The following is a 23,531-nucleotide window of genomic DNA, read 5'->3' as shown; positions in this document are numbered from 1 at the left end:
AATAATGCTTGAATCAATCATCCAATATAGATTCAAGAGCCATAAGCGGTGAGATACCTTTAAGCGCTGTATTGCGCTAAAAATGCTAAAAACTCATCTTCATTCATCACTCGAACTTGCAGTTTTTCTGCTTTATCGAGTTTACTGCCCGCTTTCTCACCCGCCACAACACACTTGGTTTTACTCGATACACTTCCGCTCACACGCGCACCCAATGCCTGCAAGCGCTGTGTGGCTTCGTCACGCCCCATGGTACTTAACGTCCCCGTAACCACCCAGCTTTCACCATTGAGTGGCTGACGTGTCGGAGCAATCGGTGCATCCCAGTGAATTCCCGCTGCCAGTAGGCGTTCAATAACTTCGACATTGTGCTCTGCCAAAAAGAAATCGTAGATCCATTCTGCGGTAATATCACCGACATCTGGCGTTTTTTTCAGCATGTCGACATCGGCCTGTTTCAAGGTATCCAGTGTCTGGAAGGTATTGGCCAGCATTCGGGCCGTTGTTTCGCCCACACCTCGAATACCGAGTGCATAGATAAAACGTGCCAATGTGGTTTTTTTACTGGCTTCAATCGCATCAATCAAGTTTTGTACAGATTTCTCACCCATTTTTTCAATGGTGAGCAATTTTTCACGGTGCTCTTGTAAATGATAAATGTCTGCAACATCTTTAAGTAAATCAAGATGCAGCAATGACTCCACCCAACGGTCTCCCAAGCCTTCAATGTCCATGGCTTTACGTGATACAAAATGACGAATGGCTTCGATACGCTGTGCGGCGCAGTACAAACCACCCGAACAACGCGCCAGTGCTTCACCTTCAGGCATCACCACAGGGGATGAACATACCGGGCATTGTGTTGGTAAGTGCACTTCAACTGCATTTTCAGGGCGAAATTCTGGCCAGACTTTCTCCACCTTTGGAATCACATCTCCACTACGATATACACTGACCCGATCGCCAATACGCACATCTAAACGGTGAATTTCACCGATATTATGCAGTGTCACGTTAGATACCGTCACGCCACCCACCAAAACAGGCGTCAGACGTGCCACTGGCGTCAGTGTTCCAGTACGCCCAACCTGCCAGTCAATATTTTCGACTGTGGTCATGGCAACTTCTGCAGGAAACTTATAGGCGGTGGCCCAGCGCGGCTCACGGCTTAAAAAGCCCAGTTGCTGCTGCTGTTTCAGATCATCGACTTTAATGACCATGCCATCAATTTCAACTGCCAGTTGAGGCCGCTCTTGCTGTATTTGCTCGTAGCGCTGCTGGACTTCCTGAATCGATGAGCACAGAAACTGACGCTCCGCAATCTCAAAACCCAGCGCTGTTAACCATTGCAAGCTTTCATGCATACTGGTCAAGCCATGTGCAGGCTCACACTGTGCAATACCATAGGCATAAAATGCCAAGGGACGCGATGCTGCAATACTCGGATCAAGCTGTCGTAAACTTCCAGCTGCGGCATTACGCGGGTTTGCAAATGTTTTTTCACCCTTGGCCTCGTTGGCCGCATTTAAACGTTCAAAACCGAGCTTTGGCATCAAAACCTCACCACGCACTTCTAAGAAGCGCGGGACAGGCTGTGAGCTATGATGTAAATGTTTCGGTAAATTGCGAATGGTTTTCACGTTTTGGGTAATGTCTTCACCTGTTTCACCATCGCCACGTGTGACCCCACGCACCAGCTTTCCATCTTCATACCACAGTGAAATTGCCAGACCATCTAGCTTTAGCTCGACATCATACTGAATCTGTTGATTGGGCAAGCGCTCTTCAATCCGGCGTGCAAAAGCAAATAAATCTTCTTGATTAAATACATTCCCCAACGACAGCATCGGAACTGTATGCGTTACGGTTTGAAATTTTGTTAATGCCTGCCCACCCACGCGATTGGTGGGTGTATCTGCCTGTACCAGATCAGGATGATCGGCCTCAAGTGCTTTAAGCTGATGAAACAACTGATCATATTCGTTATCGGTAATGGTGGGTTGATCCATCACGTAATAAGCATGATTGTGTTTTGCGATTAATTGAATCAGCTGCCGCATCTGCGCAACAATATCAGCAGGTTGCATCATAAAATTTCACCATATAAAAGGGCGGAAACATCCGCCCTCAATTTTGTCGTATTGCTTATCAGTATAAAAGATTTTTAGCTTAAACTGATGCCTGTGATGAACGATAGTCAATCACATGGTGACGCCAGTGTTCTTTCAACTGTGGTGTCAGTTCATTGTTGTTTTCATCATACACTTTACCGTCAATTTCTCGGGCAACCAGACCTGCAATACTTGCCATCATGTCAAAGCCAGTGAGCGCATTGTTATGCGGCAGTGCCAAGAAAAAAGCCAAACCTTGTACTTGCTCGACCGATAATGCTTCAAGATCAAAACCTGCCGGACCGTTATCGGTCATGCGAAGTACAGAGAACATGAGCGGGCTTGGTTCATCGGTTTTTTCATAACGATGAAAGCAAGAGAGTTCACCAAAACGTAAACCATATTTCAGCAATACTTTTAGCGTTTTATCGCCCGAAAGCGCACGGCGCGGATTTGGATAAACATTCAGTGCCAAAATTTGTTCCGCTGTAGCTAAAGCACTTTCGTCATCAAACTGTTGTTGCTGAGATAAATGCACATCAAGAAGGCTACTTTCGCCGTCAAATTCTGCAATTTCAACCGTTGCAACATCTGGATTAAGCTTAAGTTCAGCCTCCTTAGGCTCTGGCTGAGTTTCAGGTTTCACCGCAGATTCAGTCACTGGTGTCGTGGCGGTAGGTTCTGTATTGAGCGGCTGGAGCACCACGACATCGGACTGTGTGGCAGCTGGAGCAGCAGACGCTGGTTCTGCTGGATTTGCTTCTGTCGCTACAGACGCAGATTTTGGATCATCTTGCTCATCTGGAATCGCCTGCAATGTAGGCTCTTTACGCTCGTTTTGTTCAGGCGCCTGAGCTGGAAGCTGATCTCGCACATGACGCGGAATGATCGGCTGATTACTTTGAGAGTCAATGTGTAATTCACTTTCGAGAGAAGGTTCAGCGGGTGTTGATCTTTTAAGCAGTAGTTTTAACCCAATAATCATGATGATCACGGCTACAACAATACCCACAATCGTGGTGACTTCCATACTATGACTCCGTAACTAACCCGTATTCTTTTGCTTCTTCCAAATTAACGGTAACTAATTTAGAGGTGCCCGGTTCTGGCATGGTGACCCCCAGTAAATCAGTTGCCATTGTCATTGCAAGTTTATTATGTGTAATGTAAATGAATTGCACGTGCTCAGATAGTTCTTTTACCAAATTACAAAAGCGTTGTACATTGGCGTCATCTAGCGGTGCATCCACTTCGTCCAGCACACAAAAAGGCGCCGGATTTAATCGAAAAATTGCAAATACCAATGCCAAAGCGGTTAATGCTTTTTCACCGCCGGAAAGCAGCGCCAGCGAACTGTTACGCTTACCTGGTGGCCGTGCCATTAGTTTTACACCCGATTGCCAGTCATCTTCAAGACTTAATGCAGCCTCGCCACCATTAAATACCTTTGGAAACAGATCTTGTAGTTCATGATTGACCCGATCAAATGTGGTCATAAACAGTTTACGGGTTTCTAAATCAATGCTTTTCATGGCATCTTTGAGCTGATTGACCGTGTTTTCCAAATCTTGCATCTGATGATTCAATTCATCAAAACGTGCAGAAACCTCTTCATACTCTTGAGAGGCTGCCAAATTGACTGCACCGAGCTTTTCAAACTGCTTGAGGGTTTTATCGAGCCGTTGCTGATGCGACTCAAGATCAATTTTTAGGCCGGTACATGTTTGTGCATTGAGCGCCTCAAGCTGTTCTTGATAGTGCGCCAAATCCGATTTTGTGGCCTGCCATGCCAAACGTTTTTGTTCCAGTGCAGCACGGATCTTCTCATCTTTTTGCTCAGTATCATGGCGCTGCTCAGTCAGTGTCTGCTGTTTTTCCTGAACATGATTCAGCTCCAGTTGCCACTCTTTCCACTGCTTTTGCAGGGCTTCAGTTTTTTGAAACTGCTCGGAAAACTCGGTTTCTAACGCGGGCAGCTCCAGTTGTACCGGATCGACAAATTTTTTCGCCTGCTCCATTTGTGCCACAATCTGCTGCATTTGCGTTTTTAAAAACGATAGATCTTTTTCAAGTAGCTCAATTTGCTGCTGGGCCTGTGCCAACTGACGACTGCATAACTCACGTGTTTGTTGATGCTGCTGTAATTGCTCAAATGCCTGCTCTTTTTGCTCGGTAAGCGTTTCCCACTCGAGTTGCTGAATTTTATATTGCGGCAAATGTGCATCTAATTTTAACTGTAGAGCGTGCAAGTCGATCTCCAGATCATCACGCTGCATGGCATCTTCTTCAAGCTGCTGCTCAAGTTGAGTTAGCTGTTGCTGTAGTTGCTGTTGTTGCAGCACATACGCTTGTGCGGAAGCATGTTGGCGTGCAATTTCAAGCTCAGTTTTTTGCACAAGCGGCCGTAGATCTTTGAGCTCACGCTGAATCTGCTGCATATTTTGCTGCTGCATCTCACATTGCTGCTCAAGCGTTTGCCACGCGTTCATCAGCGTTTCACGCTGAGCGATACATTGCGGTAATTCATGGGCTATTTCTTCGAGCCGAATACGGTGACTGAGCATGCCACTGCTCTGACTTTGATGGTCATAATCTAGACCAATCATCCAGTCTCTGGCCACATGATAACCGTCGAGCGTCAATAAGCTTTGCCCCACACTCAATGAGGATTGCAAAGCTAATGCAGCATCTAATGTGTCAATGATCCAGATATCATTCCAAAGTGAGAGCTGCGGTGCTTCAATCCAGTCTGCCAAAGCGACTAAGTTGGCAAATGATCTCTGCGGCGCCATAGTTACCGGACGAACCTGACGGGCAATTTCACTTTGAAAAGGTTGATGCTGATCTAAATAATGCGCGTCCATCCAGCGGTTATACAGTTTCTCGATCAAACTAGCGTATGGACGCCCCGCTTCTTTGAGTTGTAATACTTGTAAAAGTTGCGTGCTACCTACCTGAGATTTGTTACTTTGCTTGGTTACCAGTTGTTGCAGATTTTTCTGCTCTGTTTGCAACACCTTGATTTGTGTTTCAAGCGGATCGAGCTGGGCTTTTTGCTGCGCCTGTTGCGCGTGCAACTGCGTAAGTACAGCATTTAGCTCATCTCGTTTTTGCTCAAGCACGAAAACCTCATGCTGCTGCTGTTCAAGTGCATGCTGTAATTCACGTTGTGCGTCATCTTGCACCTGTGATGAAATATGCGCAAGCTGCTGCTGTAAGGTCTGTTTTTGCTGCTGGGTACGATCAATCGATTTTCCCAGTTGCTCCATTTGAGCTGTCATTTGAGACTTTTGCTGTTGATACTTTTCAATCTGGGCTTTGAGTTGCTCAAATTGCGATTGAACCTGTACATGCTGTGTCTGTAAATCGGCATAACGCTGCTCAGCCTGTTGTGTATCGGCTTCAGCTTGATGCCAGTCAGTATTTTGCTGCTCTATCTGTTCATGTAAATGTTCAAGTTGAATATCACTCAGCTGGATACGCTCTTTGGTTTGCGCTTTTTGTTGCTCAAGTTGGCCAATCGTTACGCTATTTTGCTGAAACAAACTCTGTTTTTGTTCGAGCACCATTTTAAGCTCAGCACATTTTTTTTCGGCAGATTGCCATTCGGTTTGCAGGGGTGTCGATTGTTGAATTAAGCGCTGAAACAAGGCACTGGTCGACTCAAGATCATGTTCGATGGTGTTGAGTTCTGAGCGAATCAGTTTAAATTCTTCACCTAATGCGTTCATCTGCACGGTATATTCTTGTTGTAGGTGCAGGCTTTGTTCAGATTGAAAAGATAAAATTTCAATTTTGAGCGTTTTGATCTCTTGTTCTAGCGTTTTATATTGAATAGCTGCTTCGGCTTGACGTTTAAGCGTTTTGAGCTGGCTTTTTAACTCAAGTGCAATATCGTCCAGCCGTGCCAAGTTCTGCTCGGTATGTTCAAGATGTTGAAGCGTTTCACGGCGGCGTGCCTGATAACGTGAGACACCTGCGGCTTCTTCAATAAATACACGCATTTCTTCGGGTTTGGCATCAATCAGGCGGTTGATCATGCCCTGCTCGATGACAGCATAGGAACGCGGCCCAAGGCCTGTTCCCAAGAAAATATCGGTAATATCACGACGACGACAGCGCGTACCATTTAAAAAGTATTCGGACTTTCCATCGCGATTCACCTGACGGCGTACTGCAAGCTCCGAATAGGCATTGTAGGTGCCGCCTAATTTTCCGTAGGTGTTTTCAAAACGTAATTCGACACTGGCCATTCCCACAGGTTTACGTTTTGCCGTTCCGGTAAAAATCACATCTTGCATGCTGCCACCACGCAATTGACGGGCATTGGATTCGCCCATTACCCAGCGTATGGCATCGATTACATTGGATTTACCGCAACCATTGGGCCCCACAACCGCTGTACGGTTGGCTTTAAAGTGCAAAGTGGCACTATCAGCAAAAGATTTGAAGCCCGCAAGTTTTAAACTGCTTAAACGCATAGTGTCTCAATCAATCCAGAAATATGATGTCTATTATTTATACATGCCTAAATGCAGGCACATATCTCATCATCTGGTGTGGATACTTGAAACGATTAGCGCGTCGAAGAACGACGTGAACGGCGCGCCCATGCCAGTTCGATCTGTTTCATGCGCGTCAAGGAGTCCAACACCAAGTTACGCAAGTGTCGGCAAAAATCTTCCATAAATAAAGTGGCTTGATGTGATTTTCGGATTAAAATTGCATCAATCACCAGCTTAAACAGCGCAAAAGCCTCCTGTAACTCGCGTCGGGAGGTATTTAAGGTTAAAAAATAACTACGGCGCAACGAAGGCAACAGCTCTTTATAAAATTTCATTAAATAGGGATTTCCCACGATATCGTGCTGGGCAGCCAAATAGTCGAAAATGCCATCGTAAAATTTTTCGGTGTCACCTGCTTTAACTTGCTCTTCAAGCTGCACAAGCAAATGTTGTAATTGCTCTGCTTCATGTCCGCGCCAGCTTTCACTCAGGCGCTGCACAATGTGCCCCAGTACCAACACACTGCTGTCAAATAAAGCTTTGACTTGCTGTGAAGACATTTCGGACACGATCGCACCGCGTCGCGGAAAGATGTCAATCAGATGCGTACGCTCAAGCAGCAACAAAGCCTCACGCACTGAGCCACGACTCACGTCAAGCTCTTTAGCAATGCGAAGCTCCTGAATACGCTCACCTTCGACCAATTCCCCTACAATAATTTGCTCACCGATCCGTCGTGCAATGTGTTCTGAAAGACTGTCTACGTCATCAAGATTCATGGCTCACCTTTTTTCATTTTTTATTGGACGCACTTGTGCCAATCCTGCATGGTGTTTATTGTTTTTAACTGATTTGAATCTAATATTGCTATGTCTTTGTCTAACAATTTTATTGCATTTTAAGCCAATTGCCGTCTTTTACAGGATGACTGTTCATTTCCGCATACGCTGCATCATTTAAAAAAGATCAATCAACTGGCTCAGGTTTAATTAAGATAAGCCTTGATAAATAAAGTAAATGCCTACCGTGGTCAATAAGCAAGCAAAACATTTTTTTAACATGGCAGGCGATAACTGATGCGCCACACGAGCCCCCAATTTGGCAGTGATAAAGCTCATGATACTGATGCCCGTAAACGCATAGAGATGAATATAGCCAATTGCATTCGGAACAGAAACGTGTTGTTGATAACCAAACCACATAAAGCCAAGCGCCCCCGCAACGGCAATCGGTAAGCCACAGGCAGCCGAAGTAGCAACTGCCTGCTGCATCACCACGCCATTTTTATTCAAATAAGGTACTGTCAGGCTGCCACCGCCAATTCCGAAAATAGCGGAAGCTACACCAATGCCCCATCCCGCCAGAATTTGCATGGCGCGCGACGGCAAAGATTGTGTCTGGTCAACCACAGTATGAGCGCCTTTAAACATTTTAAATGCTACCCAAATTGCAAAACTGCCAATAATCAGTTGCAGATGCGGGCCAGACAATAGATCGGCAATTCCCGCTCCAACCAATGATCCGATCACCAGCCCAGGCGCCATATTTTTAAATACATGCCAGAGTACCGCACCTTTTTTATGATGTGCCATCACAGAGCTGATCGAGGTCACAATAATGGTCGCCAGAGACGTACCCACCGCCATGTGCATGATCACGGTAGGATCATACTGAAGCTGATGAAACACCACGTATAAAATTGGAATAATAATTAACCCACCACCTACACCAAATAAGCCTGCGGCAAATCCAGCGATTGCACCAATAGCCAGATATATGATTAACTCCATAAATAATTTTCCACTTTTCTCAGATTCAACATGGATTTAGAGACACGTATACTCAGACAACGTCTTTTAGACGCACAGCAACTGCCAGAAATTCTTCTTCTCAAAGAAAGCACCACATCGACCAACGATGATGTGCGTGAGCTTGCGCAAAAAAATGTTGCAACTGCATTGGTGTGCAGCCAGATTCAGACCCAAGGACGGGGCCAGCACCAGCGCGAATGGATTTCACCCAAAGGTAACATTTATTTAAGCACACTGGTCAATACTCAAACAACGCTTGATGGCCGTCTGGCGCTTGAAATTGCATTAAATATCTTACAAATGCCAGCTTTAAGCGAGCTTAAATTACAGGTGAAGTGGCCGAATGATTTATATAGCCTACAAGGAAAATGGGGAGGTATTCTGGTCGAGCCGTTATCACCTCATCAGGCGATTGTTGGCGTAGGCATGAATCTGGTCACACCCATGCAGTTGCCGACTGATCAGGCAGTTACTTCGCTGAGCGATTTGGGGCTACTTCAGGCAGACCGGACGGAGCTGATTGCGCAACTCTACCTTGCCATTCAAAATGCCAAGGACTGGTTTGATCATGGCTGCTATAACCTCGACCAGCGATTTAACCATTATGCTGCCTTTATGCATCAAGCCATCCGTTTTGAGCATCATCAGGGTCACATTACGGGTAGTTTTGAAGGTATTAATAGCGAAGGCGCGGTGATGGTGCATGATCAAGAAGGCCTGAAGCATTTTTATCAAGGTCGTATGCGTCTGATTCAGCATGAAGATGGATCGGCACTATGAAACAGTTATGGCTCGATATCGGCAACACCCGATTAAAATACTGGATCACTCAAAACGGTGAGACGATTGAACATGCTGCCGAGCTGCATTTGCAATCACCTGCGGATTTACTACTCGGCCTTATCCAGCACTTTAATCATCAGAAAATTCAGCGTGTCGGTGTATCATCGGTACTCGATGCAGAAAATAATGCCCGTATCCAGCAAATTCTCGCCCGATTAAATATTCCGATTGTCATGGCTCAAGTACATGCCGAGTACGCACAACTCAAATGTGGCTACGAGCAACCTGCCCAACTTGGAATTGATCGTTGGCTACAAGTTCTGGCGGTTGCCCAGCCTGATCGAAATGTATGTGTGATTGGCTGCGGCACCGCTCTGACGATCGATTTGGTTCAAGGCCACCAGCATTTGGGTGGCTATATTCTGCCGAATTTATATTTGCAGCGTGATGCGCTGATTCAAAATACCAAAGGAATTAAAATTCCAGATTCTGCCTTTGATGATCTTGATCCGGGACACAACACCATAGATGCCGTACATCACGGGATTTTACTGGGATTGGTCAGTACAATTGAAGCCATTATGCAGCGTACACCGCAGCAATTGGTTTTAACGGGTGGCGATGCGCCATTATTTGCTAAATTCTTACAGCATTATTCCCCGCAAATCGAATCTGATCTTTTACTCAAAGGCTTACAGCATTATCTACAGTATCAGCCCGCTTGTACCTAAAGCATAAAAAAGGCGCCGTAGCGCCTTTTTTATGCTGTTTAAGCTTATTTCTTGTCGTCTTTTCCGCCAAACAATGGCCCGACACCACCGCCACCGCCAAACTGCTTTTGCAGATTGCCGAATGAACGCATCATTTTGCTCATGCCAGACGGATTGGCAAATTTTTTCATCATTTTTGCCATCTGACTGTGCTGTTTAAGCAATTTATTGATTTCAGAAACATCCATACCACAACCAGCCGCAATACGTTTTTTACGGCTTGGATTGATAATATCTGGATTTTTACGCTCTTTAGGCGTCATCGACTGAATAATGGCTTCCATTTTCTTGACTTGCTTTTCAGGATTGGCCTGCTCAATCGCCTGCTGGATACCTGAATTGCTCATGCCTGGAAGTTTATCCAGAAAGCCCATCATGCCGCCCATTTTTTTCATCTGTTCAAATTGCATGAGCATGTCTTCCAAATTGAAAGTACCGCCCTTTTGCAATTTTTTCGCCATTTTTTCGGCTTTTTCTTTGTCGATTTTGCGCTCGACTTCTTCCACCAGTGACAAAACGTCACCCATGCCAAGAATACGCTGTGCGATACGTTCAGGGTGGAACGGCTCGAGAGCATCGAGCTTTTCGCCCATACCCAAGAACTTAATCGGTTTACCAGTAATTGCACGAACAGAAAGTGCTGCACCACCGCGTGCATCACCGTCGGTTTTGGTCAAAATCACACCCGTCAACGGTAAAGCATCGTTAAATGCTTTCGCAGTATTGGCAGCATCCTGACCAGTCATGGCATCGACCACAAACAAGGTTTCTGTCGGTTTGATCGAGGCATGTAATGCTTTAATTTCGCCCATCATGTCTTCATCGACATGTAAACGACCTGCGGTATCGACAATCAGTACATCGGCATACTGAATTTTGGCTTGCTCAATGGCACGGTTGGCAATATCAATCGGCTTCTCATTGGCATTCGATTCAAAAAAGATCGCGCCTACTTCGCTCGCTACCGTCTGTAGCTGCTTGATCGCAGCCGGACGATATACGTCGGCAGATACCATCGCGACTTTTTTCTTTTGGCGTTCTTGTAAAAAACGTGCAAGCTTTGCAGCCGTGGTGGTTTTACCCGCACCTTGCAAACCAGCAAGTAACACCACCACGGGTGGTTTTGCCGCAAGATCGAGGCTTTCATTGGCCTCACCCATCATTTTGGTCAGTTCGTCATGCACAATTTTGACGAATGCCTGCCCAGGGGAAAGCTGAGTCATCACTTCCTGACCCAATGCCTGTTCCTTAACTTTCGCGATAAATTCACGAGTTACAGGTAACGCAACATCAGCTTCAAGAAGTGCCATACGTACTTCACGTAAGGTATCTTTAATATTGTCTTCGGTTAGCTGCCCTGAGCCAGTAACATTTCTTAAACTCTGCGTGAGTCGTTCTGTTAAGGTATCAAACATTGCAAAATCCGCTAAAAATGGCCAGTTGCAAAAAAATCTTTCTCAAAATAGAAAATTTATGCATAAGATGCTATAGGATACTGTAGTTCGCCGCGAATTTATATCTCATCTAGATGAATATTCTAAATCCCGAAAAAGGTTTGACATGATCAGTCTCCCGTTGGTTTATACCATTTTGGCACTTATTGCGTATACGACCTCATTCTGGTATCTGTTTATGCACTTGATGTCAAAACATAATCCCAACTCTTGGCTTATTGGCAGTGTGGTCAGTTTAGGTTTGGCGTTGCATGCAGCTGTTTTATATAACAGTATGCTGACTCCGCTTGGAATCAATTACGACGTATTTAACCTTATTTCATTTACTTCAGGTCTCATGCTGCTCATGAGCCTGATTTTTAGTACGTTTCGGCCTATTTTGGCACTGAATCTGATCGGAATTCCCGTGGCAGCCACGGGCCTTATTTTAGGCTATGCGTTTAGTCGACCAGATCAGTTCATTGAAAGGCATAGCCTCGGTCTAGACCTACATATTATCTTGTCTCTATCTGCCTATGCTGTACTGCTGATGGCAACCATTCATGCAATTTTGCTTTGGTTTCAAGATCGCGAACTCAAAAAGAAGCAAAAACATCGCTTCTGGGTGAATTTATTGCCTCCATTTCAGGCCATGGAATCCTTGTTATTCGATTTGCTGCGTACTGGTTTTGTGCTTTTAACCGTCGCGCTGGCTTTTGGCTTTTTTACCGTTGAAAATTTCTTGGGTCAGCATCTGGCTCACAAGACCGTGTTTAGCATAATTTCATGGATCATCTATGGCGCTCTCTTGATTGGTCATGCAAAATTTGGCTGGCGAGGCCAAAAAGCCATTCGTTTTACCCTGATCGGCTTTATTTTACTTGCCATCGGATTTATTGGCAGCAAAATGATTTTAGAGCTCATTCTGGGTATTTGATGCTTGCTGTTTTAAGCCATGTCATGACTGGACATCGCCTGTAAAAATGCGTATAACGCTCTGGTTTATTCAAACCAGTCAGGGTATATACGTTGAAACTCATTCTTGCACCAATGGAAGGTTTAACCGATCCGATCATGCGTGATGTGCTCACTCATGTTGGCCGCTTTGACTGGTGCGTAACCGAGTTTATCCGTGTTACCGATAGCGTATTGCCCGACCATGTGTATTACAGCTATTGCCCAGAGCTTAAAAATAACGGTAAAACTGCGGCTGGTACGCCAGTCCATGTGCAGTTTTTGGGGAATAATCCAGATATGCTGGCAGCCAATGCTGAAAAAGTGGTGGCCTTGGGCGCACCTGCCATCGATCTGAATTTTGGCTGCCCAGCCAAAACCGTAAACCGACATCGTGGTGGATCAGTTCTACTCGATGAACCCGATGTGGTACATGAACTGGTCAAGGCGGTGCGCGATGCTGTACCTGCTCATATTCCGGTCTCTGCAAAAATGCGTCTGGGTTACCTCGATGAAAACCACACGATGGACAACGCCTATGCGATACAAGCCGCAGGCGCGAGCTGGCTGACGGTACATGCGCGAACAAAAGCAGATGGCTATACGCCACCAGCTTATTGGGAAAAAATTCAGCCAATTCAGGCCGCACTTGATATTCAAGTAATTGCCAATGGTGAGATCTGGAACAACCAAGATGCCAAAGCCTGTCAAGCCCAATCACAGTGTGAGGACTTAATGTTGGGCCGTGGTGCAGTGACAACGCCTGACCTTACCCTATGTATTCGAGAAAACTCAGACCAGTCACTCATGACATGGTCAGATCTGGTGGTGCTGCAACAACGCTTTTTGAGTGGTCAATTCAAAACCGAAGTGGGAATGATTGGCCGCTATAAGCAGTGGTTGGGCATGATGACCAAGGCCTACCCTGAAGCAAAAAGTTTATGGGATGAGGTCAAGCGTATTAAACAGCTTGATGAGATTCTCCTTAAACTTGAGAAAGTCCAACGATTAAGCTCATTGCGATTTGATGGATTGAACTAGCTACACAATTCAATCTACGAAAATCCATAATGATTTCATAGTTCAGCTCTATCTTGCACACAAGTTGATCAAATATAGATCATAAATGATGCGTAAAGCGAAAAATTTATACTAATTGGTTCATTTCCAGCATTTACACGCCTGTGAATTGTGTTATTTTTGTACCACGGAGTAACTTTTTGATTTTCGGCATTTAGATCGAAAGGAAAAAGTTTAAACATCAGTTCCATGAAGGAACACCATAATAAAACATTGATGTTCAAGGGAAAATACAATGAAATTAAAACACTTAAGTACGGCTGTATTACTTGCAAGCTTACCACTGACTGGCGCCTTTGCAGCAGCGCTAGACCGTTCGGGTCAGTCTATGTCGGGATTCTTGCAACCAGGAAATTATTTTGAAGCAGGCATTTCTATTCTAGATCCAGATGTTTCGGGTAAAGAAGCAGGAAGCAGCACCACACGTCGTGACATTGGCGACATGGCGGAAGATTATTATTTCCCAAGCGCGGTTCTCAAACTACAAGTGGCCGATCATTTTTCATTTGGTTTACTTTACGATCAGCCATTTGGTGCCAAAGCAGAATATTCTGGCAATAATGTGTTCGTATCGAATCCGGGTACCGACTCTGTTTTATCAGCCAAAGCAATTGATGATATTGTCACCAGCCGAGCTGAGGCAGCATTAAAAGCACAAAACATTCCCATCACAGATCAAACACGCGCAGTAGCTAGAGCGCAAGTTTTAGCTAGCCCTCAGTTTCAACAGCTTGCTGGTGCATTGACTGCAGCAGGTGGATTCTTAGGTCGTGGTGCCACTCAAGTTGAGGTTGACTCACAAAATTTAGCCTTTGTTTTTGGCTTTCAACCCAACCAAAACTGGAATTTCTATGCAGGCCCTGTCTATCAAACAGTTAAGGGGAACGTAAAACTGAGAGGTCAAGCCTACAGCCTGTATAATGGCTACGATGCCAATATTAAAGAAACCAGTGGCGTAGGCTGGCTAGCTGGTGTTGCTTATCAAATTCCAGATATTGCCTTAAAGACATCTTTGACCTATCGCTCTGAAATTGATCACGATGTCAATATTGATGAAAATCTATCATTACTCAGCTTTCCAGCCTTAACAACTGTGCTTTCTGGTTTGGGTGTATCTGGTTCACAACTAGCAGCAATCAATAGCAATGGTAAAACCACGATTACTACACCTCAATCGGTGAATCTTGATTTCCAAACCGGAATCATGGCCAATACCGTTGCATTTGCCAATGTACGCTGGGTCAACTGGAAAGATTTTTCAATTCAACCTTACAAGTTCGGCAAAGTATCCGAAGCGGTTGGTCCGCTGATTAGTCGCCCAAATGGTTTTAATCTGGTTGAATACTCAGATGATCAGTGGTCTGCTAATGTTGGTGTGGGTCGCAAGCTTAATGAGCAGTGGGCCGGCAACGTTTCTGTGGGCTGGGATTCAGGTGCTGGAAATCCGGTCACTACACTTGGACCAACCGAAGGCTACTGGAATGTCGGATTGGGTGTGCAATATAGCCCACAACCGAATTACTTTATTGCAGGCGGGGTAAAATACTTCTGGCTGGGTGATGCCAAAGCACAGACGGGTGCACAAGCTGGAAGCAGCGACTATGTAGCAGAGTTCAGTGATAATCATGCTATTGCCTATGGCATGAAAATTGGCTACAAGTTCTAAGCACGAATCAAATAAAAAAGGCGCATCTAGCGCCTTTTTTATCGTTCAGTTTTTACGCCGGAATGTCACGCTGCGATACGGCACGAATCGCTTCTTTCAGCGCATCATAACCATGAATCGCTAGAAATTGAGGAAATTCTGCAATCACATTCTCTGGCGCATCAAACAAGAAACCATGATCGGCTTCACCCAACATCGTCGTGTCATTGTAAGAATCACCGGCAGCAATGACACGGAAGTTTAAGCCATGCAACGCTTTGACTGCTTCGCGCTTTTGATCTGGTTGACGAAGTTTATAGGCACTGATCATCCCCTTTTCATCTGTTTCGAGTTTATGACAGAAAATAGTTGGCCAGCCCAGTTGCTGCATAAGCGGATGTGCAAATTCGTAAAATGTATCGGACAAAATAATCAATTGGAAATGCGTACGTACCCATTCCACAAACTCTTTAGCGCCCGGTAGTGGCCCCATGTCTGCGATCACCGCTTGAATATCATTTAGGCCTAAACCATGTTGCTTTAAAATATTAAGACGCTGAGTCATTAAGACATCGTAATCCGGAATATCGCGTGTGGTGGCTTCAAGCTCTTTGATTCCTGTTTTTTTTGCAAAATTAATCCAGATTTCCGGAACCAAAACACCCTCAAGATCAAGACATACGATTTCCATGGAAGACTCCAACTGTCAGTTTTAAAAATGGATGTATAATAGCATTAAGCTGATCAAAAATGGGTCATCGTTGAAGATTTCATTGTGTACCCCAAGATCGTTGATTTATTTATTCTAAATTCGGCACTTTAAAGAACGCTGCGCTATATAATACGCATCCAAGCCTGTTGCCAGGAGCCTATATGACCGCCATCCCTACTCTCGATTTGGTTGATGCACTCAATACCGAATATGCAGATAAGTATCCAACTGAAATTTTAGAACTTGCACTGAATCAAGAAGGTGAAATTGCAATTTCATTTTCGGGCGCCGAAGATGTGGTGCTGATTGATATGGCCTCTCGTTTGCGTAAACCGTTTCGCGTTTTTAGCCTCGATACAGGCCGTTTGCATCCTGAAACTTATCAGTTTATCGAAACGGTTCGTAAGCATTACAATATCGAGATCGAAATCTGTTTTCCAGAATCGGATGCGGTACAGCAGTTGGTGAAAGAAAAAGGCTTGTTTAGCTTCTTTGAAGATGGACATACTGAGTGCTGCGGAATACGAAAAGTTCAACCGCTTCGCAAGAAACTGGCCACACTCGATGGCTGGATTACAGGTCAACGAAAAGATCAAAGTCCGGGTACACGGAACGAAATTCCCGTTGTTCAAGCGGATGCTGGATTTTCTGGCCCCGGCAAACAGCTGATCAAATACAATCCGCTGGCTAACTGGTCGAGTGCCGATGTATGGAATTATATTCGCATGATGGAAATTCCATACAATCCGCTGCATGAACGTGGCTTTATCTCGATTGGCTGTGAACCATGTACCCGTCCGGTGTTGCCAAACCAGCACGAGCGTGAGGGGCGCTGGTGGTGGGAAGAAGCCACCAAAAAAGAATGTGGTTTACATGCCGGTAATGTGAATAAATAATTCAAAAAAAACCACTGTTATTACAGTGGTTTTTTTATGAACTCGCTATTCAACATAATTTGTTAGATTTATGTCGGCGAATAACGATATACTAGTTGTACGGTTCTATAATTCTAAAAACATAGCTCATATCAGGGTTATTATTATCATTGCAGTGAGGCAATCCACGCTATGCGCCCATTACATCCGATTGATTTTATCTTCTTGTCATTAGAAAAAAGACAACAGCCCATGCATGTCGGGGGATTATTTTTATTCCAAATTCCTGACAATGCACCAGCGACGTTCATACAAGATTTGGTAAATGATATTCGTATTTCAAAGTCGATTCCCGTTCCACCATTCAATAACAAACTTAATGGTTTGTTTTGGGATGAAGATGAAGAGTTCGATTTAGATCATCACTTTCGTCATGTTGCGCTGCCTCATCCAGCTCGAATTCGTGAACTTCTGGTGTATATCTCACAAGAACACAGTACCTTGCTCGATCGTGCCAAACCTCTTTGGACCTGTAATATTATTGAAGGGATCGAGGGCAATCGTTTTGCCATGTATTTTAAAATCCATCATGCCATGGTGGATGGCGTGGCAGGTATGCGCCTGATTGAAAAATCTCTGTCTCACGATGTGAATGAAAAAAGTATTGTTCCACCTTGGTGTGTCGAAGGTAAACGTGCCAAACGCCTAAAAGAACCTAAAGTCAGTAAAATCAAAAAAATTATCACGGGGCTCAAAACACAATTACAGGCCACACCAACCGTAGTGCAAGAACTCTCACAGACGCTTTTTAAAGATATTGGTCGTAATCCCGATCATGTTTCAAGCTTTCAGGCTCCTAGCTCGATATTAAATCAGCGCGTGAGTTCATCACGCCGCTTTGCTGCGCAATCATTTGAACTGGATCGCTTTCGAGATATTGCCAAAGCTTTAGGCGTGACCATTAATGATGTGATTTTGGCGGTCTGCTCGGGCGCACTTCGCGAATATTTACTTAGTCACAACAGCTTGCCTTCAAAGCCGCTCATTGCGATGGTTCCCGCTTCTGTTCGAGATGATGATTCCGATACCAGTAACCGTATCACCATGATTCTGGCCAATTTGGCAACGCATAAAAATGATCCGCTTGAACGTTTGCAAATTATTCGTCGTAGTGTACAAAACTCGAAACAGCGTTTTAAGCGTATGACCAGTGACCAGATTCTTAACTATAGTGCGGTGGTTTATGGTCCTGCAGGCTTAAATATCTTGTCAGGGATTATGCCAAAACGTCAGGCATTTAATCTGGTCATCTCCAATGTACCAGGACCACGCGAACCACTGTACTGGAATGGCGCCAAGCTCGATGCATTGTACCCTGCCTCAATTGTATTAGACGGTCAGGCGCTCAATATCACCATGACCAGCTATTTAGACAAACTTGAAGTTGGTCTGATCGCTTGCCGTAATGCCTTACCAAGTATGCAAAACCTTTTAACACATTTGGAAGATGAAATTCAGCGCTTCGAAGCAGTGATTGCAAACAATGATGCGGATTTAAGCGCTATTACCGACGTTAAAAAAGACGCCGCGGCGTCCTAATCTCTTTATTGTTATTCTGATCATTACAAACAAAACGAAAGGGCTGAAATAGCCCTTTAGTTTTTAATGGTACGACATTGTTTAAGTAATTGATGGCACACATTACGGATCATTGCGGTTGTGATCTGAACTTCTTTACCTTGATCATCTACCATATAACAAGATGCAGCCGTTTTGCTGTCGATCATATGCTTTAAACCTTGAGTTAATATTCTTTCACTAACATTCATGCGAGAGACCCCTTATATTTGCTAAGACTAATATGGGAGAAAAGTCTTTGGCTACGTTGTGTCCCTAGTATTGAAAATTCGCCAATAAAAGTAAAATTTCAGTTGTAACAAGGATTAAGCGAAATCTTGTTACATCTTTAACTCAAAATGATATCGTATTGCTCTTGCGTGTATAAATTTTCAACTTGGAATTTTATGACACGCGTGATGAAATGCTCAAGATCCGCGACGGCTGGCGCTTCTGCCGTAAGTAGCCGGTCAATCACTGAAGGATGTGCGACAACAGTAAAGCCACTCTGTGATTCAAAAGCTCGCGCGTAACGTAAAATTTCTCGAAATATCTCGTAACAAACCGTCTCGGCTGTTTTGACATACCCCCGTCCCTGACAGGTCGGACACGATTCACAAAGTAAATGCTCTAACGACTCACGCGTACGTTTTCGGGTCATTTCAACCAAACCGAGCTCAGACACTTGCGTGATCTTGGTCTTGGCATGATCGCGTTCGAGCATCTTTTGAAACTGGTTCATGACCTCTTCGCGGTGCGTCGCTTCCTGCATATCAATGAAATCAATGATAATAATTCCACCTAAGTTACGTAACCGTAGCTGTCGTGCAATCACTTGCGTTGCTTCCATATTGGTTTTAAACACAGTGTCTTCAAGTGAGCGCCCACCCACATATGAGCCAGTATTGACATCAATCGTGGTCATGGCCTCCGTCTGATCGATCATCAGATAACCACCTGACTTAAGCGCAACACGTGTTTGTAAGGCTTTTTGAATATCTTCTTCGACATTGTGCAAATCAAAAATCGGACGTTCACCCGGATAGTGAATCAGACGATTTTTAATATTAGGTACAAATTCGTCGATAAATTCGCTGAGTTTGGTGTAAACCTCCCGAGAATCCACATAAACCTTTGCAGTGTCTTCATTGGCCAGATCACGAATCACTCGTTGTGGAAGCGGCAGCTCTTCAAAAATCAAGCTTGGAACTACAGCCTGTTTTTGTTTACGCTGAATAAACTCCCAGAGTTTGGCCAAGTAACGCATATCCTGAACAATCGATTCTTCATCGACTCCTTCGGCTGCTGTGCGTACAATCACACTGCCCGGCAACTTTTGCTCGGCCTGAATGCGCTCAATGATGCCTCTTAAACGGTCACGCTCTTCTTCTGCTTCGATGCGCTGCGACACACCTATATGATGGCCGTATGGCATCATGACCAGATATCGCGAAGGAATAGATAAATCAGTGCTTAGGCGCGCGCCTTTGGTTCCCAGCATATCTTTCATCACTTGAACCGTGAGAACCTGCCCCGGATGTAGCAACTCAAATACATTTGGCGTAGGTTGCGCGCGTGGCCAGACCATATCATTGATATGTAAAAAAGCAGTTCGGGACAAACCGATATCGACAAAGGCAGCCTGCATTCCTGGCAAAACGCGCACAACTTTACCCATGTAAATGTTGCCCACCAAGCCCCGTTTAACAGTACGTTCAACAAATAGTTCGTTTACTGTTCCGTTTTGAATTAATGCCACCCGACACTCCATGGGCGTGACATTAATAAGTAATTCTTCCGACATAAAAAAACTCAAAGCGTTATAAAAATTCTTGTTTCAGAGTTAATTTAAGGCCTTAACTCGTTGTAATAACTGTGTTAGCTCGTGCAAAGGCAAGCCCACTACATTGGTATAACTACCTTCTATACGCGGAATAAACTGCGCAGCAATTCCTTGTATGGCATATCCGCCTGCTTTACCGATGGGTTCGCCTGTAGCCCAGTAGCGCTCCATATCAGTCAGACTGAGCGACTGGAATTCGACGGCGGTGCGCACACAAAGCGACTCGTGCTGATGTAGTGTTGCAACGCAGAGTCCGGTCAAAACCTCATGACGACGTCCTGAGAGTTCAGACCAAATCGCAAATGCATGTTGTTTTGATTCTGGTTTTCCAATGATCTTACCATCAACACTCACACTTGTGTCAGCAGCAATCACAATTGATTCAGGAAATTGACGTAAAATCGTATGGGCTTTTTCGACGGCTAAACGTTCAACATAGTCATGTGCCTGCTCATGATCGAGAACAGACTCATCAATATCTGGTGCATGCACCTCAAAGGTCAACCCCAGTTGACTGAGTAATTCGTGTCGTCTGGGGGAACTGGAAGCCAGTATTAAATGCGCCATCGTTTTAAACAATAGTACACAACAGGCCAAAATAAGATACTGGTCAAAAGCGGTTGCCAGTGTCGTGCCAGTGAAAAGCGCATATCACCTAGCGTTTGTGCAAACCAGATAAACAAAAGATGAGCTAAAATCGCCAATCCAGCAAGCGTCCAGATATTCCAAAAAGTTAAAATCCGGCGTTCACGGGTAAAGTAGCGCACAAAAAAGGTGATCAGTACAAAGCTTAACGCGTTTAAACCCAATGGTGCATCGAGCAGTAAATCGGTAAAAATACCCAACGCAAAAGCAAACCATACCCCACACCATGTAGGCTGACACAGTACCCAAAATAGCATGATCATCAGCATGATCAGTGGGCGCCATCCCGAAATGTCATACGATAACGGGTACACCATTAGCACCGAGCCAATCACAATCGATAGGACGATCACCAATAATGGATCTTTAGATTTTTTTACACTGAGTTTAGCGATCGGCATACGGTTGCTCCATCGCCAAAGATTCCGAAAACAGTACCACGACATGATGACCGCTGGCCAATTGAGCCGCAGGTGTTACATCGATTTCGGCAAACTCGCCCGAATTGTGACGACGAACTTGAGATACAGTGCCAACCAAATATCCCGCAGGGAAATGCTCACCCAAACCAGAGCTATAAACTTTGTCGCCTACTTGAATATTGGCACTTGTTGCCACATATTCCATTTTCAGACGTCCCAAATCGCCAGTACCAGTGACAATTGCACGCATACCTGTGCGCTCAAGCCGAACCGATAAGGAATGTTCTTTGTCTGATAGCAGCATGACACGGGAACTATGTGGATAGACATTAATAATTTGTCCCATGATACCTTTGTCATCGAGTACGGTTTGTCCGACTTTTAGATGACTATTTGCACCACGGTTAATAATAATGATATGACGAAGTGGATCTGCATCTGTACCGATCACTTCCGCAATTTCCATACGACCATCGATAATCAACGGCGTATCGAGTAACCCACGTAAACGGGTATTTTCTGCCGACAGCTCGGATAGTTTTTGCAGACGAACCTGTGCCTGAAGCAATTCAGCTTGCATCGCAGTATTTTCACGACGTAATTGAGCTTCAGATTTGGTTTGTTGATTGAGCCACTCTCGCGACAATACCGGATAGCTTGCCAGCGCATAAATTGGATTATACGCTGCATTCAAGACATCCCTTGCAGGCTGAATGACGTGTGGCATGCGCCAGTTAAAAAACAGCACCACCACACTTGTAATCACTGCAATAATAAAGGAGCGAAAAGATGGCGGTTGTCTTGAAAAAAGATTCGGTTGCACCGCCTCGTTCCTATTGGATTAGCCTACAAAAAGCATGTCATGGTTTGGATTATCAAAAAATTCAAGCACTTTGCCACCACCACGGGTTACGCAAGTGAGTGGATCTTCTGCAACCACCACAGGTAAGCCGGTTTCTTGCGCGAGTAATTTATCAAGATTACGTAGCAACGCACCACCACCAGTCAGCACAATACCGCGCTCTGCGATATCTGAAGACAACTCTGGCGGTGTTTGTTCAAGTGCAGATTTAACCGCGCTGACAATACTTTGTAATGGATCTGCAATAGCTTGCATCACTTCGTCAGAGGTCACGGTAATTGAACGTGGCACACCTTCTGCCAAATTACGACCACGCACTTCAATTTCAAGTTTAGTGTCGTCGGCAATGGCCATACCCACTTCTTTCTTGATAATTTCAGCGGTGGTTTCACCAATTACACAGCCATGCGCTTTACGTACATAATGAATAATTTGCTCATCAAATACATCGCCGCCAATACGTAACGAATCGGCATAGACACAACCCTGCAATGAAATAATCGCAATTTCAGTAGTTCCACCACCAACATCGACCACCATCGAACCACAGGCTTGCTCGACGGGCATACCCGCACCGATAGCAGCAGCCATTGGCTCTTCAATCAAACGAACATCACGCGCACCTGCATTAAATACCGCTTCACGGATGGCACGGCGCTCGACCAGTGTCGATTTACACGGTACACATACCACAACACGCGGTGCAGGTGGGAATAAACGCTTTTCGTGGACTTTACCAATAAACTGGTTCAGCATGGTCTCGGTCACTTCAAAGTCGGCAATTACACCGTCTTTCATTGGACGAATCGCGGAAATATTGGCTGGTGTACGACCTAACATTTGTTTAGCATCAAGACCTACAGCAGCAACAATTTTCTGTGAGCCACTGTGACGAATGGCCACAACAGTCGGTTCATTTAATATAATGCCTCGGCCTGGTGCATAAATAAGTGTATTTGCTGTACCTAAATCAATGGCTAGATCTGGCGAAAACAAGCCAATTAGTCGTTTTAGAATCACGGGTCGTTCTCAGTTAAACTTTATATGGACGCAAGTTGGCAACTTTAACTAAATGTGATGCTTTGAACAAGTCAATCGCTTATTATAAGCCACATTATTTGCAAATTTTCATACAGACTTAGGTGATGTTATGTCTACATCGGATGCTCAGCATTCAGATTTAAATGCACAAACCGTATCGCAAATCGCCAATCTTGCTCGATTGTCGCTGAATGATACGCAATCTGCCGAATATGCTCAAAGTCTAAATAAAATTTTAGACATGATGGAAAGCTTAAAAAGTATCGATACTGATGGTGTTGAGCCACTAAAGAGTCCGTTTGATACCGCGCAACCGTTGCGCCAAGATGCGGTAACGGAAACTAATCATCGTGAAGAATATCAAGCAGTTGCTCCAGCAACCGAAGCTGGACTGTATCTGGTTCCTCGCGTAATCGAATAAT

The 23,531-nt window shown here is 44.7% G+C and carries 21 protein-coding genes; 8 read left to right on the top strand and 13 right to left on the bottom strand.

Annotated features, from left to right (window positions below):
* Positions 1-59: 59 nt before the first annotated feature.
* The 5 genes from ligA to KCV09_RS00340 all read right to left on the bottom strand — a co-directional run bounded on the left by ligA (position 60) and on the right by KCV09_RS00340 (position 8,406).
* Complete coding sequence (gene ligA / locus KCV09_RS00360; RefSeq protein ID WP_212515366.1) at positions 60-2,090, bottom strand: NAD-dependent DNA ligase LigA; 2,031 nt, start codon at positions 2,088-2,090, stop codon at positions 60-62.
* A gap of 79 nt (positions 2,091-2,169) precedes the next feature.
* Positions 2,170-3,141 carry a cell division protein ZipA C-terminal FtsZ-binding domain-containing protein gene (locus tag KCV09_RS00355; protein ID WP_151815437.1) on the bottom strand — a complete coding sequence of 324 codons (972 nt, stop codon included), beginning with the start codon at positions 3,139-3,141 and terminating at the stop codon, positions 2,170-2,172.
* A 1-nt stretch (position 3,142) separates the two neighbouring features.
* Positions 3,143-6,592, bottom strand: a complete 3,450-nt coding sequence (gene smc, locus KCV09_RS00350; RefSeq protein WP_212515365.1) for a chromosome segregation protein SMC — start codon at positions 6,590-6,592, stop codon at positions 3,143-3,145.
* Between the two features lie 95 nt (positions 6,593-6,687).
* Positions 6,688-7,395 carry a GntR family transcriptional regulator gene (locus KCV09_RS00345; RefSeq protein WP_004935317.1) on the bottom strand — a complete coding sequence of 236 codons (708 nt, stop codon included), beginning with the start codon at positions 7,393-7,395 and terminating at the stop codon, positions 6,688-6,690.
* Positions 7,396-7,605: 210 nt separating this feature from the next.
* The gene (locus KCV09_RS00340; protein WP_212515364.1) at positions 7,606-8,406 is read right to left on the bottom strand and encodes a sulfite exporter TauE/SafE family protein; all 801 of its coding nucleotides are present in this window, start codon (positions 8,404-8,406) and stop codon (positions 7,606-7,608) included.
* A 30-nt stretch (positions 8,407-8,436) separates the two neighbouring features.
* Here KCV09_RS00340 and KCV09_RS00335 point away from each other — a divergent pair, with 30 nt between their 5' ends.
* Together KCV09_RS00335 and KCV09_RS00330 are read left to right on the top strand one after the other, a co-directional pair.
* Positions 8,437-9,207, top strand: a complete 771-nt coding sequence (locus KCV09_RS00335) for a biotin--[acetyl-CoA-carboxylase] ligase (protein ID WP_004935311.1) — start codon at positions 8,437-8,439, stop codon at positions 9,205-9,207.
* Positions 9,204-9,941, top strand: coding sequence for a pantothenate kinase (locus KCV09_RS00330; RefSeq protein WP_076032931.1), 738 nt, complete (start codon positions 9,204-9,206; stop codon positions 9,939-9,941). The genes KCV09_RS00335 and KCV09_RS00330 overlap by 4 nt, the downstream gene beginning before the upstream one ends.
* A gap of 44 nt (positions 9,942-9,985) precedes the next feature.
* Here KCV09_RS00330 and ffh read toward each other — a convergent pair whose 3' ends face one another.
* A complete protein-coding gene (ffh, locus tag KCV09_RS00325; protein WP_151815440.1) occupies positions 9,986-11,395 on the bottom strand; it encodes a signal recognition particle protein in 1,410 nt (469 codons plus the stop codon).
* Positions 11,396-11,540: 145 nt separating this feature from the next.
* Between ffh and KCV09_RS00320 the strand changes: the two genes are divergently transcribed.
* From KCV09_RS00320 to KCV09_RS00310, 3 genes are all read left to right on the top strand, one after another.
* The gene (locus tag KCV09_RS00320) at positions 11,541-12,350 is read left to right on the top strand and encodes a cytochrome C assembly family protein (protein ID WP_004935303.1); all 810 of its coding nucleotides are present in this window, start codon (positions 11,541-11,543) and stop codon (positions 12,348-12,350) included.
* A 92-nt stretch (positions 12,351-12,442) separates the two neighbouring features.
* On the top strand, positions 12,443-13,408 hold the full coding sequence (locus tag KCV09_RS00315) for a tRNA dihydrouridine synthase (protein WP_212515363.1): 966 nt from the start codon (positions 12,443-12,445) through the stop codon (positions 13,406-13,408).
* A gap of 274 nt (positions 13,409-13,682) precedes the next feature.
* Positions 13,683-15,113, top strand: a complete 1,431-nt coding sequence (locus KCV09_RS00310) for an outer membrane protein transport protein (protein WP_111812222.1) — start codon at positions 13,683-13,685, stop codon at positions 15,111-15,113.
* A 52-nt stretch (positions 15,114-15,165) separates the two neighbouring features.
* On the opposite strand, the gene thrH is transcribed toward KCV09_RS00310, so the two are convergent.
* Complete coding sequence (thrH, locus tag KCV09_RS00305) at positions 15,166-15,783, bottom strand: bifunctional phosphoserine phosphatase/homoserine phosphotransferase ThrH (protein ID WP_151815442.1); 618 nt, start codon at positions 15,781-15,783, stop codon at positions 15,166-15,168.
* Positions 15,784-15,965: 182 nt separating this feature from the next.
* Between thrH and KCV09_RS00300 the strand changes: the two genes are divergently transcribed.
* Positions 15,966-16,700, top strand: coding sequence for a phosphoadenylyl-sulfate reductase (locus tag KCV09_RS00300; RefSeq protein ID WP_004935291.1), 735 nt, complete (start codon positions 15,966-15,968; stop codon positions 16,698-16,700).
* Positions 16,701-16,871: 171 nt separating this feature from the next.
* Positions 16,872-18,278 carry a WS/DGAT/MGAT family O-acyltransferase gene (locus tag KCV09_RS00295; protein ID WP_004935288.1) on the top strand — a complete coding sequence of 469 codons (1,407 nt, stop codon included), beginning with the start codon at positions 16,872-16,874 and terminating at the stop codon, positions 18,276-18,278.
* Between the two features lie 56 nt (positions 18,279-18,334).
* On the opposite strand, the gene KCV09_RS00290 is transcribed toward KCV09_RS00295, so the two are convergent.
* The 6 genes from KCV09_RS00290 to KCV09_RS00265 form a co-directional block, all read right to left on the bottom strand.
* Positions 18,335-18,508: a PA1571 family protein gene (locus KCV09_RS00290; protein ID WP_004935285.1), complete on the bottom strand. Its 174-nt coding sequence runs from the start codon at positions 18,506-18,508 to the stop codon at positions 18,335-18,337.
* Positions 18,509-18,645: 137 nt separating this feature from the next.
* Positions 18,646-20,100 carry a ribonuclease G gene (gene rng, locus KCV09_RS00285; RefSeq protein WP_004945752.1) on the bottom strand — a complete coding sequence of 485 codons (1,455 nt, stop codon included), beginning with the start codon at positions 20,098-20,100 and terminating at the stop codon, positions 18,646-18,648.
* Between the two features lie 39 nt (positions 20,101-20,139).
* A complete protein-coding gene (locus KCV09_RS00280; protein WP_004935278.1) occupies positions 20,140-20,706 on the bottom strand; it encodes a Maf family nucleotide pyrophosphatase in 567 nt (188 codons plus the stop codon).
* Positions 20,694-21,185, bottom strand: coding sequence for a rod shape-determining protein MreD (gene mreD / locus KCV09_RS00275; protein ID WP_004935277.1), 492 nt, complete (start codon positions 21,183-21,185; stop codon positions 20,694-20,696). Before mreD ends, KCV09_RS00280 begins: the two co-directional genes overlap by 13 nt.
* Positions 21,172-22,029, bottom strand: coding sequence for a rod shape-determining protein MreC (gene mreC / locus KCV09_RS00270; RefSeq protein ID WP_004935273.1), 858 nt, complete (start codon positions 22,027-22,029; stop codon positions 21,172-21,174). Before mreC ends, mreD begins: the two co-directional genes overlap by 14 nt.
* An 18-nt stretch (positions 22,030-22,047) precedes the next feature.
* Positions 22,048-23,088, bottom strand: coding sequence for a rod shape-determining protein (locus KCV09_RS00265; RefSeq protein WP_004935270.1), 1,041 nt, complete (start codon positions 23,086-23,088; stop codon positions 22,048-22,050).
* Between the two features lie 130 nt (positions 23,089-23,218).
* Here KCV09_RS00265 and gatC point away from each other — a divergent pair, with 130 nt between their 5' ends.
* Entirely contained in the window at positions 23,219-23,530 is a 312-nt protein-coding gene (gene gatC, locus KCV09_RS00260; protein WP_004922268.1) for an Asp-tRNA(Asn)/Glu-tRNA(Gln) amidotransferase subunit GatC, read from the top strand.
* Position 23,531: the final 1 nt, after the last annotated feature.

The sequence above is a fragment of the Acinetobacter soli genome (assembly GCF_018139125.1).
GTDB lineage: Bacteria > Pseudomonadota > Gammaproteobacteria > Pseudomonadales > Moraxellaceae > Acinetobacter > Acinetobacter soli.
The sequence above is the reverse complement of the archived record's forward strand: the minus strand, read 5'-3'. Positions and strand labels throughout refer to the sequence as shown.

Excerpts from the sequence above, each read along its gene's own strand:
- ligA (WP_212515366.1), bottom strand. The coding sequence starts at position 2,090 with ATGATGCAACCTGCTGATATTGTTGCGCAGATGCGGCAGCTGATTCAA.
- KCV09_RS00355 (WP_151815437.1), bottom strand. The coding sequence starts at position 3,141 with ATGGAAGTCACCACGATTGTGGGTATTGTTGTAGCCGTGATCATCATG.
- smc (WP_212515365.1), bottom strand. The coding sequence starts at position 6,592 with ATGCGTTTAAGCAGTTTAAAACTTGCGGGCTTCAAATCTTTTGCTGAT.
- KCV09_RS00345 (WP_004935317.1), bottom strand. The coding sequence starts at position 7,395 with ATGAATCTTGATGACGTAGACAGTCTTTCAGAACACATTGCACGACGG.
- KCV09_RS00340 (WP_212515364.1), bottom strand. The coding sequence starts at position 8,406 with ATGGAGTTAATCATATATCTGGCTATTGGTGCAATCGCTGGATTTGCC.
- KCV09_RS00335 (WP_004935311.1), top strand. The coding sequence starts at position 8,437 with ATGGATTTAGAGACACGTATACTCAGACAACGTCTTTTAGACGCACAG.
- KCV09_RS00330 (WP_076032931.1), top strand. The coding sequence starts at position 9,204 with ATGAAACAGTTATGGCTCGATATCGGCAACACCCGATTAAAATACTGG.
- ffh (WP_151815440.1), bottom strand. The coding sequence starts at position 11,395 with ATGTTTGATACCTTAACAGAACGACTCACGCAGAGTTTAAGAAATGTT.
- KCV09_RS00320 (WP_004935303.1), top strand. The coding sequence starts at position 11,541 with ATGATCAGTCTCCCGTTGGTTTATACCATTTTGGCACTTATTGCGTAT.
- KCV09_RS00310 (WP_111812222.1), top strand. The coding sequence starts at position 13,683 with ATGAAATTAAAACACTTAAGTACGGCTGTATTACTTGCAAGCTTACCA.
- thrH (WP_151815442.1), bottom strand. The coding sequence starts at position 15,783 with ATGGAAATCGTATGTCTTGATCTTGAGGGTGTTTTGGTTCCGGAAATC.
- KCV09_RS00300 (WP_004935291.1), top strand. The coding sequence starts at position 15,966 with ATGACCGCCATCCCTACTCTCGATTTGGTTGATGCACTCAATACCGAA.
- KCV09_RS00295 (WP_004935288.1), top strand. The coding sequence starts at position 16,872 with ATGCGCCCATTACATCCGATTGATTTTATCTTCTTGTCATTAGAAAAA.
- KCV09_RS00290 (WP_004935285.1), bottom strand. The coding sequence starts at position 18,508 with ATGAATGTTAGTGAAAGAATATTAACTCAAGGTTTAAAGCATATGATC.
- rng (WP_004945752.1), bottom strand. The coding sequence starts at position 20,100 with ATGTCGGAAGAATTACTTATTAATGTCACGCCCATGGAGTGTCGGGTG.
- KCV09_RS00280 (WP_004935278.1), bottom strand. The coding sequence starts at position 20,706 with ATGGCGCATTTAATACTGGCTTCCAGTTCCCCCAGACGACACGAATTA.
- mreD (WP_004935277.1), bottom strand. The coding sequence starts at position 21,185 with ATGCCGATCGCTAAACTCAGTGTAAAAAAATCTAAAGATCCATTATTG.
- gatC (WP_004922268.1), top strand. The coding sequence starts at position 23,219 with ATGTCTACATCGGATGCTCAGCATTCAGATTTAAATGCACAAACCGTA.